The 15,520-nt window shown below is 69.3% G+C and carries 11 protein-coding genes; 2 read left to right on the forward strand and 9 right to left on the reverse strand.

The window, feature by feature from the left end:
- Positions 1-5: 5 nt before the first annotated feature.
- The 5 genes from OG595_RS11560 to OG595_RS11580 all read right to left on the reverse strand — a co-directional run bounded on the left by OG595_RS11560 (position 6) and on the right by OG595_RS11580 (position 8,617).
- A complete protein-coding gene (locus tag OG595_RS11560; protein WP_329270769.1) occupies positions 6-3,773 on the reverse strand; it encodes a hypothetical protein in 3,768 nt (1,255 codons plus the stop codon).
- Between the two features lie 455 nt (positions 3,774-4,228).
- Positions 4,229-5,605, reverse strand: a complete 1,377-nt coding sequence (locus OG595_RS11565; RefSeq protein ID WP_329270771.1) for a hypothetical protein — start codon at positions 5,603-5,605, stop codon at positions 4,229-4,231.
- A complete protein-coding gene (locus OG595_RS11570; RefSeq protein WP_329270772.1) occupies positions 5,595-6,227 on the reverse strand; it encodes a DUF6114 domain-containing protein in 633 nt (210 codons plus the stop codon). The genes OG595_RS11565 and OG595_RS11570 overlap by 11 nt, the downstream gene beginning before the upstream one ends.
- A 102-nt stretch (positions 6,228-6,329) precedes the next feature.
- Positions 6,330-6,965 carry a DUF6230 family protein gene (locus OG595_RS11575; RefSeq protein WP_329270776.1) on the reverse strand — a complete coding sequence of 212 codons (636 nt, stop codon included), beginning with the start codon at positions 6,963-6,965 and terminating at the stop codon, positions 6,330-6,332.
- Positions 6,966-7,636: 671 nt separating this feature from the next.
- Positions 7,637-8,617 carry a tetratricopeptide repeat protein gene (locus OG595_RS11580; RefSeq protein ID WP_329270779.1) on the reverse strand — a complete coding sequence of 327 codons (981 nt, stop codon included), beginning with the start codon at positions 8,615-8,617 and terminating at the stop codon, positions 7,637-7,639.
- A 182-nt stretch (positions 8,618-8,799) separates the two neighbouring features.
- On the opposite strand from OG595_RS11580, the gene OG595_RS11585 reads away from it, so the two are divergent.
- Positions 8,800-9,417, forward strand: a complete 618-nt coding sequence (locus OG595_RS11585; RefSeq protein ID WP_329270781.1) for a TetR/AcrR family transcriptional regulator — start codon at positions 8,800-8,802, stop codon at positions 9,415-9,417.
- Positions 9,418-9,429: 12 nt separating this feature from the next.
- Here the strand turns inward: OG595_RS11585 and OG595_RS11590 are convergent, their stop codons facing one another.
- On the reverse strand, positions 9,430-9,762 hold the full coding sequence (locus OG595_RS11590; protein WP_329270784.1) for a DUF3817 domain-containing protein: 333 nt from the start codon (positions 9,760-9,762) through the stop codon (positions 9,430-9,432).
- A 127-nt stretch (positions 9,763-9,889) separates the two neighbouring features.
- Positions 9,890-10,399: a MarR family winged helix-turn-helix transcriptional regulator gene (locus OG595_RS11595; RefSeq protein ID WP_329270786.1), complete on the reverse strand. Its 510-nt coding sequence runs from the start codon at positions 10,397-10,399 to the stop codon at positions 9,890-9,892.
- Positions 10,400-10,558: 159 nt separating this feature from the next.
- Here OG595_RS11595 and OG595_RS11600 point away from each other — a divergent pair, with 159 nt between their 5' ends.
- Positions 10,559-11,569: a glycoside hydrolase family 6 protein gene (locus OG595_RS11600; protein ID WP_329270789.1), complete on the forward strand. Its 1,011-nt coding sequence runs from the start codon at positions 10,559-10,561 to the stop codon at positions 11,567-11,569.
- Positions 11,570-11,656: 87 nt separating this feature from the next.
- On the opposite strand, the gene OG595_RS11605 is transcribed toward OG595_RS11600, so the two are convergent.
- Both OG595_RS11605 and OG595_RS11610 read right to left on the reverse strand, forming a co-directional pair.
- Positions 11,657-13,612, reverse strand: coding sequence for a kelch motif-containing protein (locus OG595_RS11605; protein WP_329270791.1), 1,956 nt, complete (start codon positions 13,610-13,612; stop codon positions 11,657-11,659).
- 3 nt (positions 13,613-13,615) lie between these two features.
- Positions 13,616-15,436, reverse strand: a complete 1,821-nt coding sequence (locus OG595_RS11610; protein ID WP_329270793.1) for a glycosyltransferase family 2 protein — start codon at positions 15,434-15,436, stop codon at positions 13,616-13,618.
- Positions 15,437-15,520: the final 84 nt, after the last annotated feature.

The following is a 15,520-nucleotide window of genomic DNA, read 5'->3' on the forward strand; positions in this document are numbered from 1 at the left end:
TGTCACTACGAGTTCGGCACATATCGGTTGCCCCTCAGGAAGTCGACCTTGGACAGCTTGTAGCCATGGATGAACCGGGCCGTGATGATAATGATCACGCCCTTCTGGTCGTCGTAGGCGACGGACTTGCCGGTCGTCGAGTCCTTGTGGGTGCCCTTCCCGCGATACTTCTTGAAGTACTCGGCCATGGCTGGCAGATCACGGCCGATGCCGGGGATGTTGTGGTCAGCGGCCTCGCTACTGTTCCCCATCATCCGCTGCCACTGGTACTCGATACCGTCCGCCACGTCGGTCCCGTACTTCTCGTCCAGATGGTTCAGGATCTCGTCGGACAGGCCCGCCAACGGGTTCAGGTTGCACAGATCCGGCTCGTCGTCCGAGGCTGCGGCGGACATCGACATCGAGGCGGACGCCGGTGCCACTGCGAGCACGGCGGTCTTCAACGACGCCTTCTTCATGCATGCGGGAAGGTCCGGCTCCTTCTTCGCCTTCTCCGCCAACTTGCGCAGCTTGTCCAGCGTCCGCTTCGCCGTAGCCGACTTCTCAAAGAAGCCCACGACACCACTGGAGATCTTGATGACCGCCTTGGCCACCGCGGGGAACTTGAGGACCGGGAGAGCTGCGCCGATCGCGTTGACCAGGGTCCACAGGCAGGCTTCGACGTCACCCTTGGTCAGACAGTTCTTCAGGTCGGTCCAGCCGATGTAGTCGAGGAGGATCGCACCGCCGTTCTCCTTGACCCATGCCAGCAGGTCCATGGAGGCCAGTGCCTGCGCCGCGCGGTACTGGTCCACGCATTCCTGGCCGCAGACACGCAGCAGGGCCGCTTCCAGGTCTCCGGGCAGGTCGGGGGCATCGTATGCCTGGTCGGCGCGCTTCTTGCGGAGCGCCTCCAGTTCCTCGCGCTGGGCCTTCTCAGCGCGGTCGGCGGCGGCGTCGGCGTCCTTGGCCAGACTGTCGGCGTTGACCGCCGCAGACTCGGCCTTGACCGCGTCCGACTCGGCGTAGGTGGCAATCCGGTCGGCCTCGGCTGAGGCGGTCTCGGCGTTGGTGGCCGACGAACGGGCGCTCGCAGCGTCTCGCTCGGCCTGTGTGGCATCACGGTCGGCCTGGGCCGCCGCCGACTCGGCCTCGCCTGCCGCGAAGTTGGCGTAGAACGCGTCCGTACCCGCCTGCGCGTCGTACTTCTGGGCGTTCGCGTCGGCCTTCTTCGCTGCTGCCGCATCGATCGCCGCCGCGGCAGCGGATGCGTTGGCCGCCGCAGCGGAGTTGACGGCCTGCACGGCATAGTCCGCTGCGTCAGCCGCCGCCTGGAGCGCGATCTTCGCGTCGCCGGCGGCCTTGTCTGCGAGCGCCTTGGCCGTGGCCGCCGCCTTCTTCGCCTCGTCCGACTTCGCCTTGGCCGCGGAGGCCTGCTGCTCGGCGAGGGTCTTGGAGGTCTGCCCGATCAGCACCGCGTACGCCGCCGAGGTGTCCGTCTCACGGTACGGAGAGCCGACGGTGATCGCCTCGTCGGCCGCCTTGGTCGTCGCGGTCGCCGCATCCCGGGCTCCCTGCGCGTACTGGGCCGTGGCGAGGGCGTACCCGGCGGTCTTCGCCGACCAGGCAGCCGTCTTGGCAGCCTCGGCCAGCGCTGCGGTGGCCTCCTTGCGCGCGGTGATCGCCGCGGCCTGGGCCTTCTTCGCCTCGACGTCCGCCTGCTTGGCGTTCTCCTTCGCGGCTGCTGCCGCGTCGATCGCCTCGGCAGCAGCCGCGTGGGCGGTCGTGGCAGCCGCGTGCGTCCTGGTGTACGCCGACTGGGCCGCGTCGGCGGCGGAGCGGGAACGCTTCGCCGCGCCTTCGGCCCGGGTTGCCGCCGCTCGGGCGTTCACCGCCGCCGTGGTCGCCTCGTTCGCCGCAGTACGGGCCCGGGTCGCCGCGCCTGCCGCGGCGGTGGCCGCGGAGCGGGCCTCGGTGGCTGCCTGGCGGGTCTCCCCTGCGGCGCTGGTGCCCTCGGCCGCAGCAGCGGCTGACTCCAGGGCAGCCGCACGCGACGCGGTGGCGTTCTTGTCCCGCTCGGCCGTGACCGCCTTGTTGCGGGCGAGGAACGCACGCACCTCGGCGTCCTCCGCCGCCGCCAGCTTCTCCGCCGCCGTCGCCCCGGCCGTCTCCGCAGCCGTGCGGGCCTGGCCGGCCCTGGTCTGCTCGTCCCTCGCCCGCTCCTCGGCCGCGCCTGCCTTCGCGCGCTCGCTCGCCGCGAGGTCGCGCTCCCGCTCCGCGGTGGCCTTCTCGGCCTCCGCTATGCCGCGCTGCCGCTTCGCCTCGGCCGCCTGGGTCATGGCGGTCTGCTCGGCCTTCTCGGCGGTCGCACGGGCGGTCTTCGCGGTGGCGGCGTTGGCCGCGGCCTCCGTGGCGAGCTTGGCGGCCGACTCGGCCGCGGCCTTGGCCTGCGCCTTGGCCTCAAGCGCGGCGGTCTTGCGGAACTCCGTGTTCAGAGCGTGCGTCTGGGTCTTCGCCAGCGCCAGCAACGTCTGGGAATCCGCCACCGTGGCCTTCGCCGCGTTCGACGCCGTCAGCGTGGCCTTCGCAGCCGCCAGGGTGGCCGCGGCCGACGCCTTGGCGACCTGCACGGACTGCTGCGCGTAGAGCAGACCCCGGCCGCGGGGCAGCTTCGCCGCGTCCGCGATAGCCCACGCCTTGGTCTGCTGGGCGCCCGCGGCGTCCGCGGCCGTCTTGGCCCGGGTTGCCGCCGCGTCCGCCAGGGCGACCTGCGCGGCGGCCTTGGTCCTCGCCGCGTTCAGGTCTGTCGTGGCCTTGGTGAACACGGCCTTCGCCGGGTAGTTGATGGAGTCCTTGTGCGCGGCCCAGTACTTCTGCCAGTACAGGATCTGGTCCGCCTGCCAGGCCTGCCGCACCGCCTCGATCATCGCGTCCGTGGCGACCCGGACTTCCTTCGCCGCGGCGGCCTTGGCGGTGACGATCGCCTTCCGCTGCTCGGCCTGACCGGCGTACTCCGTCTCCCACTCCGAATAGGCCACCAGGACCGGTCCGGTCAGCACCCGGTAGTGGTCGATCGGGTTGGCGCTGTCACAGGCCGCCCAGGCCGTCTTCAACGCCTCGACCTCGGTACGGAACTCCAACGAGTCCGGCTCGGGGGCCTTGGTCGCGAAGCCGCCGAAGCGCAGGAAGGTCGCTACGTCGTTGGCCGAGGAGTAGCCAAGGTTGGTCGTGTCGAGCAGTTCCCTCCCGGCGAAGTCCTTGTATGCGGCTGCCCAGGTGTCGCCGCCGGTGCCGAACGCGTCGAGCACCTTCTTCGCCTGGTCCAGTGCGGCCTGGCCGGGTCTCGGGGTGGGGTTCTCCGAAGCCTTGCTGTACAGATCCTGCTGTGTGCCGAGGGTGAAGGCGACGATGTCCTTGCCGAACTCCGGCGCCCAGTAGTCCCGGCCACCGGTCGAGTTCTCATGGGCATACGGTTTGTTGGCGGTGTTCAGCTTCTCTTGGCGGTCCTGAAAAGCGTGCAGCGCGGCGATTCCCGCGTCTCTGTCACGAGTGCTCGCCTGGCCCCACTCACCCAGGAGGACATCCTGCCTCACGAACTCGCGCAGCCCGGCGTCCGTGCCGGTGAGCTTCGCCCCCGCTACCGAATCCAGCTCGGGCCCACCGAAGTGCACGGCCCGCCCAGCCTGGCAGCGGTCCTTTCGGGCCTGCTCACCGAGGCTGATACGGAGGGTGCGCTCGTACGGGTTGGTCGGGTTGTCCCCCGGCTCGTCGGAGGCCGCGGGAGCGGCGGTCACCAGTCCGCCGAGCACAGCGGCGGCGGTCGCGAGCGCGACGGCCGCGAACCCTCTTTGCGGACGGCTTCGTCGAGGTCTTCTCGGAGTTTTGCGCACGTCGGTGCCTGCCTGGATGGTCGGTCCGGATGATCGGTCTCGTCCGGCAGGAAGAAGGCACGACGAACACTCGGCCACGACCGCCCGGTGGTGTCACCGGCGGCCTGCCGCGTAGGAAAGTCAGGAAGTTCTGAGACCCCCGTCTCTGCTGCGCGTGCGGTCAACACGCGCCCCCCGTGGCCCCCTTCCCACAGGGACTGGATCATCATGACAGCGAGAAGCCGTTTACGAAACCCTTAATTCGCTATTACATTCGAACATTGCTCTCGCCTCCGGACAGACCTGTGGCCCGGCCCCGCCAGCGGGCGGTGGGCCGGGCCACAGGTCTCGGTGCGGCTCCCGAACGGGGTGGTGAGCGCTCAGGTCGTGTACTGCTGCAGGCCGGGAACAGTCAGCGTGCCGCCGAACTGGCCTGCCTGGATGACCTTCACGTTCGTGAAGTAGATCAGGGGGATGTTCAGGGGCGGCGGGCTCTTCGGGCTGAACGTCACCGGGATCAGGCCGAAGAGGTTGCCGGAGATGCTCTCCGTGTACATGACCGTCTTGCCGTCCTTGATCGTGGACTTCGAGCCCTTGGCCGCCTGCACGTGGTAGGTCTTGCCGGACGTGTCGTCCTTGACCAGCTGGTGCAGGTCACCGATCTCCGTGCCACCGGAGATCACGTACTTCAGGACCTCCTTGACCGTGCCGTCGGCGGTGCGCACCTTGACGATGCCCTGGTAGTCCGCGCCCGTGAGCAGCAGCGAACTCGCCTCCAGGGTCCACGGGTCGACAGGCAGCCGGATGGTGTTGTCGACACCACCCTCGTCCTCGGTCGCGGCCACGCAGTTCTCCGCGTCCGTCGTCTCGCTCGCCGAAGGGCTCGGGGACGCGGTGGCCTCGTCGGCTGCCGCCTCGGCGGCCTTCGTGGTCACCTCGGTCGCCTTGGCCGCCGTGTCGGTGGTGTCCTTGAGGACCTCGGTGACCTTCGGCGTCGTGTCCTTGACCGTGGTGGTGGCGGTCGTGTCCTTGTCGGCCGCCTCCGCGGTCGCAGCGGGGGACGCGGTCGGCGTCGGGGTGGCGGTGTCGGTCGACTCGGTGGTCTCCGTCGACTCCGTGGAGGTCGTCGTGGACGCCGTGTCGGTCGACGAGTCGCTGCCGCCCGTGAAGATGTCCACGATCGCGTCGCCGATGGTCTCCAGCAGGTTGCCGCTCTCCTCGGTGGCGCTCGCGCTCGCCGAGGGCGTGGGCGTGGCCGTCTCGCTGCCGCCGCCGGTGCTGCCGCTGGACGTCGTCTTGCTCGCGGAAGGCGTCGGCGTCGGTGTGGCCTCGTCGTCGGAACCTGAATCCGACGAAGGGGAGTCACCCGAGGCCGAGTCGTCGCCCGAGTTCGAGTCGCCGGCGGAGGCCGACGGAGTCGATGTCGCCTCGTCGGAAGCCTCTTCGGACGAACTCTCCGAGGAGGTCTCCGCCGTGCTCGTCGACGCCGAGGCGTCGTCCGTCATCGCCGCCACGCAGGCCTTGTACTCCTCGGCCTGCTGGGCGTTCGACGCCGGCTGATCGTCGGCGTTGGCGAGCGTGGGCGTGAACCCCATGCCCATGAGGACGGCGGTGGGCATCGCCGCCAGGGCTATCGCCTTGCCGGCCGGCATGTGGAACCTGGTGAACAGCGGCTTCCTCGGAGCCGCGTGCCGCGGCCCGGTTCTCCCGCGGGACTCGTCCACATCAGTCCCGTGGATCACCTCGTCAGCCGGCACTTTGCCTCCCGTTCGCCCCGTTCACCGGGCTCGTTCCTGACAGATCGTTCGGCTCGTACGGCTCGTTCGGCTTGGCCGTGTCCAGTTCGCCGGGCTCGGCCACCGCGTCATCTCCGTCGGTGGCCTCGGCGGACACAGGGGCCTCAGAAGCCTCAGGGGCCTCAGCGGCGGGGGCCGCGTCCGTGCCGTTGCCCGCGGGTACTCCGTACCTCGACTCCGGCTCCGACTCACCGGGCGCCCAGGCGATGGCCAGCGCGCCGCCGACCATGGCCAGCAGGAAGCCCATGAAGAACCCGCCGAAGTTGGAGACCGGGAGGGACACCAGGGCCAGCAGGATCGCGGCGGTGCCGGCGAAGGTCCGTACGTGCTTCTGGAACCAGAGGCTGATTCCGAGTACGACGAGCAGCACGCCGATGATCAGTGACCCGGCTCCGGCCGTCGTCGACATCGCCATCGTCAGACTGCCGAGTTTGATGTCGAAATACGGGAAATACATGATCGGGAAGCCGCCGAGGAGGACCAGCAGCCCTGCCCAGAACGGACGGGCGCCCCGCCAGTCGCGGAACTTCAGCTTGAAGACGCGAAGATAGTGCTCGTCTTGCGCGGGCGACTCGGCGTTCATGGAAAACAGCTCCCTGGAGCGGTGTTGCCGTGATGAGTGTTGTTGCTGGTGTAAGAGAGCGAACGGGCGGGGCACCATCGGGCCCCGCCCGTCACTGAGCGCCTAGAAGCACTCGGCCTTGGTGCCCGCCGACAGCTTCATCGACAGACCACTGAGCTTGAAGGTTCCGGCAGTGGTGGCCCACGCCGTCTGCTCCACGCCGGTGAGCGTCGCCTCGTCGGCCTGCTGGGCGAAGCCGGCACTGCTGGCCCGCCCGGACTTGAGCTCCTCGTCCTTGACCTTCGGTCCCTTGGTGATGGAACCGGCGGCCACGCCGATGTCGATGTTGCTGAACACCGCATCGGCCTTGAGGTCCTGGACATCGATGTACAGGTTCTCGGCATGGACCGGGGTCCCGCCCCCGCCGGCTTCCAGCCGGAGAGTGACCGAACCCAGGACCGGGATGTTCGGCGTGACCACGGACTGGCACATCTTGGTGATGTCGGCCGAGTTGAACGCCGAGACCGCGACGGGCTTGATCGACCCACCAGGGCCAACGTCGATCGCGCCGTACTGCGAGAAACCCTTACCTTCGAGCAGGTCCGCCTTCACCTTGAAGGACTGACCGGACACGCTGAACGAAGCGGCGAGAGCACCCTGCGCGAGGGCAACACCTATACATGCCGTAGCGGCAACGCTGGGCACCATGACCACAGCGAAGCGCTTCCATCTGGTCCCGCCACGCACCTGGGACTGCATATTTCCTCCTTCTCGGACGTACATCTCCTGGCCCTGACTGCCCCAGAACGGCGGCTCAGCCGGGCAGGGATGGGAGAAGTGCTACGTCCTCGGTAAGGAGAGCGCCCGCGCTCGACGGCGCGAACAGCGCCCGAATCACCGGCGATCACCCCCGAGCGACAACCACTGGTCGCGCCTGACGCACATCACGCACAACCTTGCCGGACAGGCTCCACCCGAAGGCGAAGACCCCCCTGTCCGAGAGTCGGCGCCACTGCCGCCGACTCTGCCCGGTGGGGACCCAACAACTCCCGTCCGCCCGACTGGCTGTCGGTGTACGGGATAGGACCGAGCGACGCCGATCGTGGTGCATTCTCGCCGCCCGCACAAGGGGGTTCGTTACTGGCTAGTAACGGGCAGATAACCGAGCAGCGACCCACGGATGTCGCTCAACAACGCTGGGTGGCCCTCAAGGGGGTGACAAACCGGTAGCTTCCCGACCCAAACCCGACAGCGAGACACCCTCGCTTTACTCCAAGTAACAGCGGCCGCAATTACCAAGATTTGGCAAAGTGCGGCCGCACGGGCACCCAATCGACAAATTCTTCACGCTGACAACACGCGTCGCAGTGTTTAGCGACAGGTCAGGCCACTGATCGAACAGCGACCCGTCACCCACCCCGACCGACCGGTCAGAACAACGCCCGCGCCAGCGCCCGCCGGGCCGCCGCGACCCGCGGGTCGTCCGCGCCGACGACCTCGAACAGCTCCAGCAGCCGCAGCCGTACCGCATCCCGGTCGTCGCCCGCCGTACGCCCCACCGTCTCGATGAGCCGGCCGAACGCGTCCTCGACATGGCCGCCCACCAGATCCAGGTCGGCGGCGACGATCTGCGCCGTCGGGTCCCCCGGCTTCTCGGCGGCGTCCTTGCGCACCTGCTGCGGATCGACTCCCTGCACCCGCTGAAGCAACTCGGCCTGCACGAGGCCGAGTTTGGCCTCCGTGTTCCCGGGGTCGTCGCTCAGCACGTTCTTGTAGGCCTGCACCGCACCGCCCAGGTCCCCTGCGTCCAGGGCCTGCACGGCGGCTTCGAGCAGCGCGTCGTACGGCCCGACCGGGGCGGCCTGGGGAGCGGGGGCCTGGCGGTCACCCGGCTCGGCGTCCGCGTCGACGACGAGGCCGGTGAGGCCGAAGCGCTGCTCGGCGACCTGCACGAGCTGATCGAGGGTCTGGCGGATCTGCTGTTCACCGGCGGCGCCCTGGAAGAGGGGCAGCGCCTGCCCGGCGACGACGGCGAAGACGGCGGGAATCCCCTGGACGCCGAACTGCTGCATCAGCATCTGATTGGCGTCGACGTCGATCTTGGCGAGGACGAAGCGCCCGTTGTACTCGACGGCCAGCCGCTCGAGAACGGGGCTCAGCTGCTTGCACGGCTCGCACCACTCGGCCCAGAAGTCGATGACGACGGGCACCTCGGTGGACCGCTGCAGGACGTCGAGTTCGAACCCGGCCTCATCGACGTCGATGACGAGGTCGGCCGGCGAGACAGCACCTCCCCCGCCCTGCCGGGCGGCTTCGGCGCGCGCCTGCTCCGCCTTCGACTTGGCCTCCTGGGCCGCCTTCACCGCGGCGAGGTCGACGACCCCGCTCATGGACATGTTCCGTGGCTGCATGCGTCTATCCTCCCCCGTTCGGCGCGCACATGTGAAAGCCGTAGTGAAATGCGGTCCTGGTCGATGGACACTGCTTTCGCTACGAGCCGTAGCGTAACGGCAGTGGGAACCTTCTGGGAAGTACCCCGGAGTGACCTCCCTCACTGCCTCACGGGACGGGAATGGCCGGTTATGGTCATGTCATGCAGAGCCGCACCCCCGTCAGCCGTACGGGACGCCCCCGTAGCGCCACCGCGGACACCGCGATCCTGGCGGCGACGCGGGAGGCGCTGGTCGAACTGGGCTGGTCCAAGCTGACGTTGGGGGACGTGGCGACGCGCGCCGGGGTGGCGAAGACGACCCTCTACCGCCGCTGGCCCGGCAAGAACGAACTGGTCGTCGACGCGGTGGCGGCGCTCTTCGACGAACTGGAGATGCCCGACCGGGGCAGCCTCGCCGCCGATATCGAGGGCGTCGTCCTCCAGTTCGCGGCGATCCTGGTGCGCCCGGAGACGAAGAGCGGGCTGATGGCGGTGGTCGCGGAGTCGACGCACGACGACGCGCTGCGCGAACGCATCCGCGCGTCCATCGTGGACCGGCAGAAGCGCCTGGTCCTGGAAGGCCGCTCACGGGCCCAGCAGCGCGGCGAGCTCCCCCCGGAGCCGGATCCGGGGGAAGCCGCCCGCACGGTCGACCTGATCTTCGACATGGTCGCGGGCGCGGTGGTGCACCGGACGCTGGTGAGCGCGGAACCGGTGGACCCGGAGTGGGCGCAGGCCTTCACCCGGGTGCTGGTGCTGGGGCTGGCCCGCAACCAGTAGGGGCCACGCCCGTCACGCCTTGGCTGCCACCGGCTCCGGTTCCACAATCCGCCCCGCCAGCTCGCGGGTGACCTTCCGCTCCACGAAGAACCCGGCCGTGGGGATGGTGCCGGCGAGCAGGACCCACAGGAGCTTGCCGAACGGCCACTTGGCCTTGGAGCCGAGGTCGAAGGCGAAGGCCAGGTAGACGATGTAGAGGAAGCCGTGGACCTGGGAGACGACCAGGGTGACGTCTTCGCCCATGTCGAAGCCGTACTTGAACACCATGCAGGTGCACAGCACGAGCAGCATGACGGCGGTGACGTAGGCCATCACCCGGTAGCGGGTCAGCACGCTTCGTTTCATGGATACGAGCGTAACCGCCCGGAAAAACCCCGCGTCGGCGGGGACGAGGCAATCACCCGGTACCGGGTGAACACCCTTTTCGGACCACTCCCGCGTCGGCGGGGAGCGGCACTCCGACCGGAAAAACCTACTCGTCCTCGAAATCCCGGGCGGCGGTCCGCAACGGCCGCAGCATCGCGAAGATCTCCGCGCACTCCTCCGCGTCGTACACACCGAGGCCGAAGTCCATCGCCATCAGGTCGCGGGTCGCCGCGTCGACCGTCTCGCGGCCCTTCTCGGTGATCGTGGCGAGGGTGCCCCGGCCGTCGTTCGGGTTGGGACGCCTGGCGACCAGGCCCGACTTCACGAGGCGGTCCACGGTGTTCGTGACCGACGTCGGGTGGACCATCAGACGCTCGCCGATCTTGGACATCGGCAGCTCGCCCGCCTTGGAGAAGGTGAGCAGCACCAGCGCCTCGTACCGCGCGAACGTCAGGCCGTACGGCTTCACCACCGCGTCGACCTCCGCGAGCAGGATCTGCTGCGCGCGCATGATCGAGGTGATCGCGGCCATGGACGGGACGTTTCCCCAGCGCTGCTTCCACAGTTCGTCGGCGCGGGCGATGGGGTCGAAGGGAAGACTGAGCGGCTTCGGCACGGCACCAGACCTTACCGGCCGGTCACATCGCGGTCAGCCCCGTCTCGCCCTTCGGTCCGGCCCTGCGGGGAACACGGCCGCCCCGGTGTCGTATCGGCACCGTTTACTCCGTTTATGCCACGATTGCTGACTCGTCGTCACCTCGCCCAAGGGGGCCGTATGTCCCGGCTGATGCCCACCCTCGCGGTGCTCGCGGCTCTCGGGCTCGCGGCTGGTTGCGCCGCCGCGCCCGAGGTGGGCGAGGCCGCCGTCGTCAGCGGTGCCACCAAGGAGGCCTCCACCGACGGCGACCGGCTGTTCTGGGTCGATCCGGCGGGCCCCGCCGCCCGTCAGGTCCGGCTCTGGCAGCGGCAGGGCCGCGGGCAGGAGGCGCGACTGCTGCGCCGGATCGCCGAGCAGCCCGCCGCGCTGTGGCCGGCCGGCGACGATCCGGTACCGGTGATCCGCGCCGCCACCGAGGCGGCGGCCCGGGAAGGGCGTACGACCCTTTTCGTGGCGTACGACATTCCGCACCGCGACTGCGGTCAGCACTCGGCGGGCGGGGCCGGCGACGCGGACGCCTACCGGGCGTGGATCGGGCGGTTCGCCGGGGCCCTCGGGGACAGCCGGGCGCTGGTCGTCCTCGAACCGGACGCGGTCGCGCACATCGTGGACGGCTGTACGCCCGGCGAATACCACGCGGAGCGCGAGCGGTTGCTCGGGGAGGCCGTGACGCGGCTCAAGCGGCAGCCGCGTACGAAGGTGTACCTGGACGCCGGGAACCCCGACTGGATCGAGGATCCGTCGAAGCTCGTCGAACCGCTGCGGCGGGCCGGGATCGCGCGGGCCGACGGTTTCGCGCTCAACGTCTCCAACTTCCAGACGGACGCGGCCACCCGGAAGTACGGCGTCGCTCTCTCCCGCGCCCTCGGCGGCAAGCACTTCGTGGTCGACACCAGCCGCAACGGGAACGGCCCGCTGGGCGGCGACCGCAGCGACGCCTGGTGCAACCCGCCGGGACGCGCCCTCGGCACCCGCCCCACCACCCGCACCGGCGAGCCCGCCCTCGACGCCTACCTGTGGATCAAGCGGCCCGGCGAGTCGGACGGCGAGTGCCGGGGCGGACCGGCGGCCGGGCGGTGGTGGCCGGAGTACGCGCTCGGGCTGGCCCGCAACTCCCGTACGCGGTAGGCCCGCGACTCCCGTAAGCGGTAGGCCCGCAACTCCCTTACTCGGTAGGCCCGTTACGGCTGTTCACTTCGCCCGGAAGCACGCCGGTCACTTCACCTGGAGCCACTTCGCCTCCGACGGTGTCCCCTTCGCGTCCGTCACGAACAGCATGTACCAGCCGGGCGGCACGAGCGTCCGGTCCTTCGGTACGTCGACCGTCACCGAGGTGCGGTCCTTGCTGAGGGGGAGGTCGATGGAGCGCTGTTCGACGTCCGTCGTGTGGGTGACCGCGCTGGGGCGCATCAGGCGGGCCTTCGCGACCCGCTCGGGGTGGGTGGTGGCGAAGGTCGCGCGGCCGAGCCTGTCGGTCTCCTGGGGGCCGTCCCCCAGCACGGGACGGTTCTTGCCGTTCCTGTGCAGCGCGGGCGGGGTGAAGATCTCCATCCGCTGCTCGAAGTGACCGAGCTTGGTGTTCTGCTGGTTGTCGTAGAGCGGGTCGGAGCCGAAGGTGGCGACCCGGCCGTCGGGCAGGAGCAGCGCCTCGGAGTGGTAGTTGCGGCCCACCTTCGGGGAGGCCGCCGCGCGGAACGCGTTGGCCTTGGGGTCGTAGAACTGCGCCTTGAGGATGTTGCTGCCGCTGCGGCCCCGGTAGTCGGCGGAGCCGTTGGACGTGAACACGGTGTCGTCCGGCATCAGGACGCTGTTCAGGTAGCGGGTGCCCTGGGGGAGGTCGGGGCCGGCCTCGAAGACCGGGTTGTCCTTCTTCAGGTCGACCACGGCCGTGCGCCGCGTCGCCTTCTTGGACTCGCCGACGCCTCCGCCGCCCAGGATCATCACCTTCTGGTCCTGCGCGGGCGGGAGCAGGACGGACGCGGAGGTCTCGGTCTCGTCGGCGTCCGTGAGGCCCGGCACCTTCTCGAAGGTGTTCGTCCTCAGGTCCCACAGACCCGGCGCGCGGCCCATGGTGGCGGGCCCGTAGCCGGCGTTGGAGGCCGGGTAGAACAGCTTGCCGCCCTTGGTGAGGAAGAGGGCGGGATAGGTGGGGAAGTAACGTTTCGGCCCCGGGGTCCACTTCTTGGTCCTGGGGTCGTAGATCTCGTTGTCCCCGGGGTCGATCGCGCCGACGTCGTCGAGACCGGAGACGGCCAGGACCCGCCCGTCGTCGAGACCGACGAGGGTCGGGTACCAGCGCGCCTTGTCCATCGGATCGACCGGGATGTACTTCTCGGCCTTCGGATCGAACTCGTAGGCCGCCCTGATCCCCTGGAAGTCCTGCTTGTCCATGGTGATCTTCTCGGAGAGGCCGTACGTGTTGTCGGCGTCCTTGCCCTTCAGGCCGACGATCTCGTACTGGGCCTGCCTGGCGGTGATCGACACGGGCCCCGCCTCGGCCGCCTCGACGAAGACGCGGGCCTCGCTCGGGACGACCTTCGTCACCCAGGGCTGCATGACCCCGGCCGCGTTGTAGGTGATCTTCTGGGTGCGCTTCGCCTTGGGGACGGTGACGTCGAACCGGCTGACGTACTCGACCCCGGCGGGCGAGCGGAACCGGGTGCCCTTCTTCAGGACCACCGGTTTGTCGGGGTTCTCGTTCTTGACGCGCATCCCGCCGCCGGCCCGCTCGACCTCGCCGTCGAGAAGCTCGTAGCGGGCGGTGCCGCCGGCCACCAGGAGCCGTCCGTCGGGGAGTTGGGCGTGTCCGGCGCAGAAGAAGTCGTCGGGGGTGGCGATCTTCTTGAAGGTGTCCGTTCCCGGGTCCCAGAGGATCGTGTCGAAGGAACCCTTGTCGAACTTCTTCTGTTCGTTCCCCGAGCCCGCGACGACCAGGACCTTGCCGGTGTGGAGCAGGGCCGCGTGGATGGCGTTGGTGCGGAACTCCTTCGGGATGTCGACCGAGCTCCAGGAGCCGTACTTCGCCTGGTAGCCGGGCTGGGCGATCTTGTACTCGTGGTACCGCTCACCGGCGAAACCGAGCACGGCGGGTGCGTTGAGACCGGCGAGGAGGGCGACGCCTCCGATGCCCAGGACGGTCTTCTTGGTCTTCTTCGACGGCTGGAAGGCCATGGCCTAGTTGCCTCCTGTCGGGGTGCCGGAGACCGGGGCGACGGCACCGGTGGCGAGCGCCGGTTCCTCGCACTCCCGGTTTTCCCTGCTTTCCCTGCTTTCCCTGATCTCTCTGCTCTCTCTGCTCTCTCTGTCCTCTCCGCTCTCCCTGCGGTCCTTGAGCCGGGTGGCGAGCCACACCCCGACCGGGGCCAGGGAGATCGCCATGGCGAGGACGGCCCAGGTACGCATGGCCACATGGGTGTGGCCGAGGTGGACGGAGGCGACGAGTGACGTCGCCAGGAGCGCGGCCCAGAAGAGGTGGACGCGGAAGGTGAGCAGCCGGTCGGGGCTGGCGTCGCCGCCCTTGGGTGTGACGACGAACCGGCTGGGGCGGCGGAGCAGGGCCGCGCCGAACGACTTCAGGTAGATCGGCGCGGAGAGCGCCGACATCGCCATGCCGGCGAGCCCGCCGGAGCCCTCGGGCTCGTGGGGCGAGACGTTGTGCCGCCGGTTCCACAGGTACAGCCCGATCTGGAGGGCGGCGGCGTCGCTGTAGAGCATCAGCCAGACGGAGGCGGCGACCTGGGTGCCGGAGGCCCCGAACCAGAGGAAGAGGAAGCAGCTCAGGATGCCGAGGAACCAGTTGACGGCGGTCATCGGGTAGTAGACGAGCATGAGCGTGTACGAGAAGAGCCGGCCCGGGGGCATGGTGAAGGGCGCCTTCCAGTACTGCTTGAAGAGCGTCTCGTAGGTGCCGCGCGACCAGCGCATCTGCTGGGTGAAGAAGTCGGTCCAGGAGACGGGCCCCTCGCCGACGGCGAGCACGTCGGGCGTGTAGACGGACCGCCAGTGGCGCCCGGTGCGCGGATTGCGGCGGCGGTGGAGCTCGAACCCGGTGGCCATGTCCTCGGTGATCGAGTCGTACAGCCCGCCGATCTGCTTGACGGCGGCGATGCGTACGACGTTGTTGGTGCCGACGAACATGGGGGCGCGGTAGCGGTTGCCGGCGCGCTGGATGAGCGCGTGGAAGAGGAACTGCTGCGACTCGGCGGCCTTGGTGACGGGGTGGGTGTAGTTGCCGTACACCTGCGGGCCGACGACGAAGGCGATGTCCGGGTCACGGAAGAAGCCCGTCATCCGCTCCAGGAAGTTGGGGAGCGGAACGTGGTCGGTGTCGACGGAGGCGTAGAAGTCGTACTCGTCGCCGTGCATGGCGATCCACGCGTTGTAGTTGCCGTGCTTGGTACGGGCCTTGTGGACGCCCCTGGTCCGGTTCCACTCGGGGACCCCGTGCCGGCTGAAGTGCCGTACGCCCAGTTCGGCGCAGAGCGCCCTGGCCTGTTCGTCGTCGCCCTCGTCGAGGAGCCAGACGTCCACGGGGCCGGTGTGGTGGACGCGGACCGCGCCCTCCAGGGTGGCCCGGACCATCGCGAGGGGTTCCTTGCCGGGGACGTACGTGGTGAGGAAGGCGACGCGGGTGCCGGACTCGGGCACGACGGGGACGGGATCGCGGGCGACCATGGTGGCGTGGGCGATGGACGCCACGTTGACGACCATGAACAGCTCGATCAGCCCGATGGCGACGAGCATCACGATGTCGAGATCGACCATCCACGCCTCACCGGCCTCGCGCTCCACCCAGTGGGTGGGCCAGACGAGGTAGACGAGCAGGGCGCCGGTGAGCAGGGGCGCGAGGGTCATGAGCAGAACGGCGCGTATTCGGCGCGGCTCGCGGGAGAGGAGCGAGGTGTACCGCACCTGGTACGGGGTTCCGGCCGGCGCCTCGGTCAGGGGTCCGGCGAGCCGGCTGTGGGTGTCGTAGTCGTAGCCCTCCGGCCGCACAGCGCCCTCCAGTGATCGAACGAGCCGATGTCCCCACCAAAGTGGAGATATGACGGCGAGTCGAACTGGGTGCGTCCGGACGGG

It is taken from the genome of Streptomyces sp. NBC_01451 (assembly GCF_036227485.1).
GTDB lineage: Bacteria > Actinomycetota > Actinomycetes > Streptomycetales > Streptomycetaceae > Streptomyces.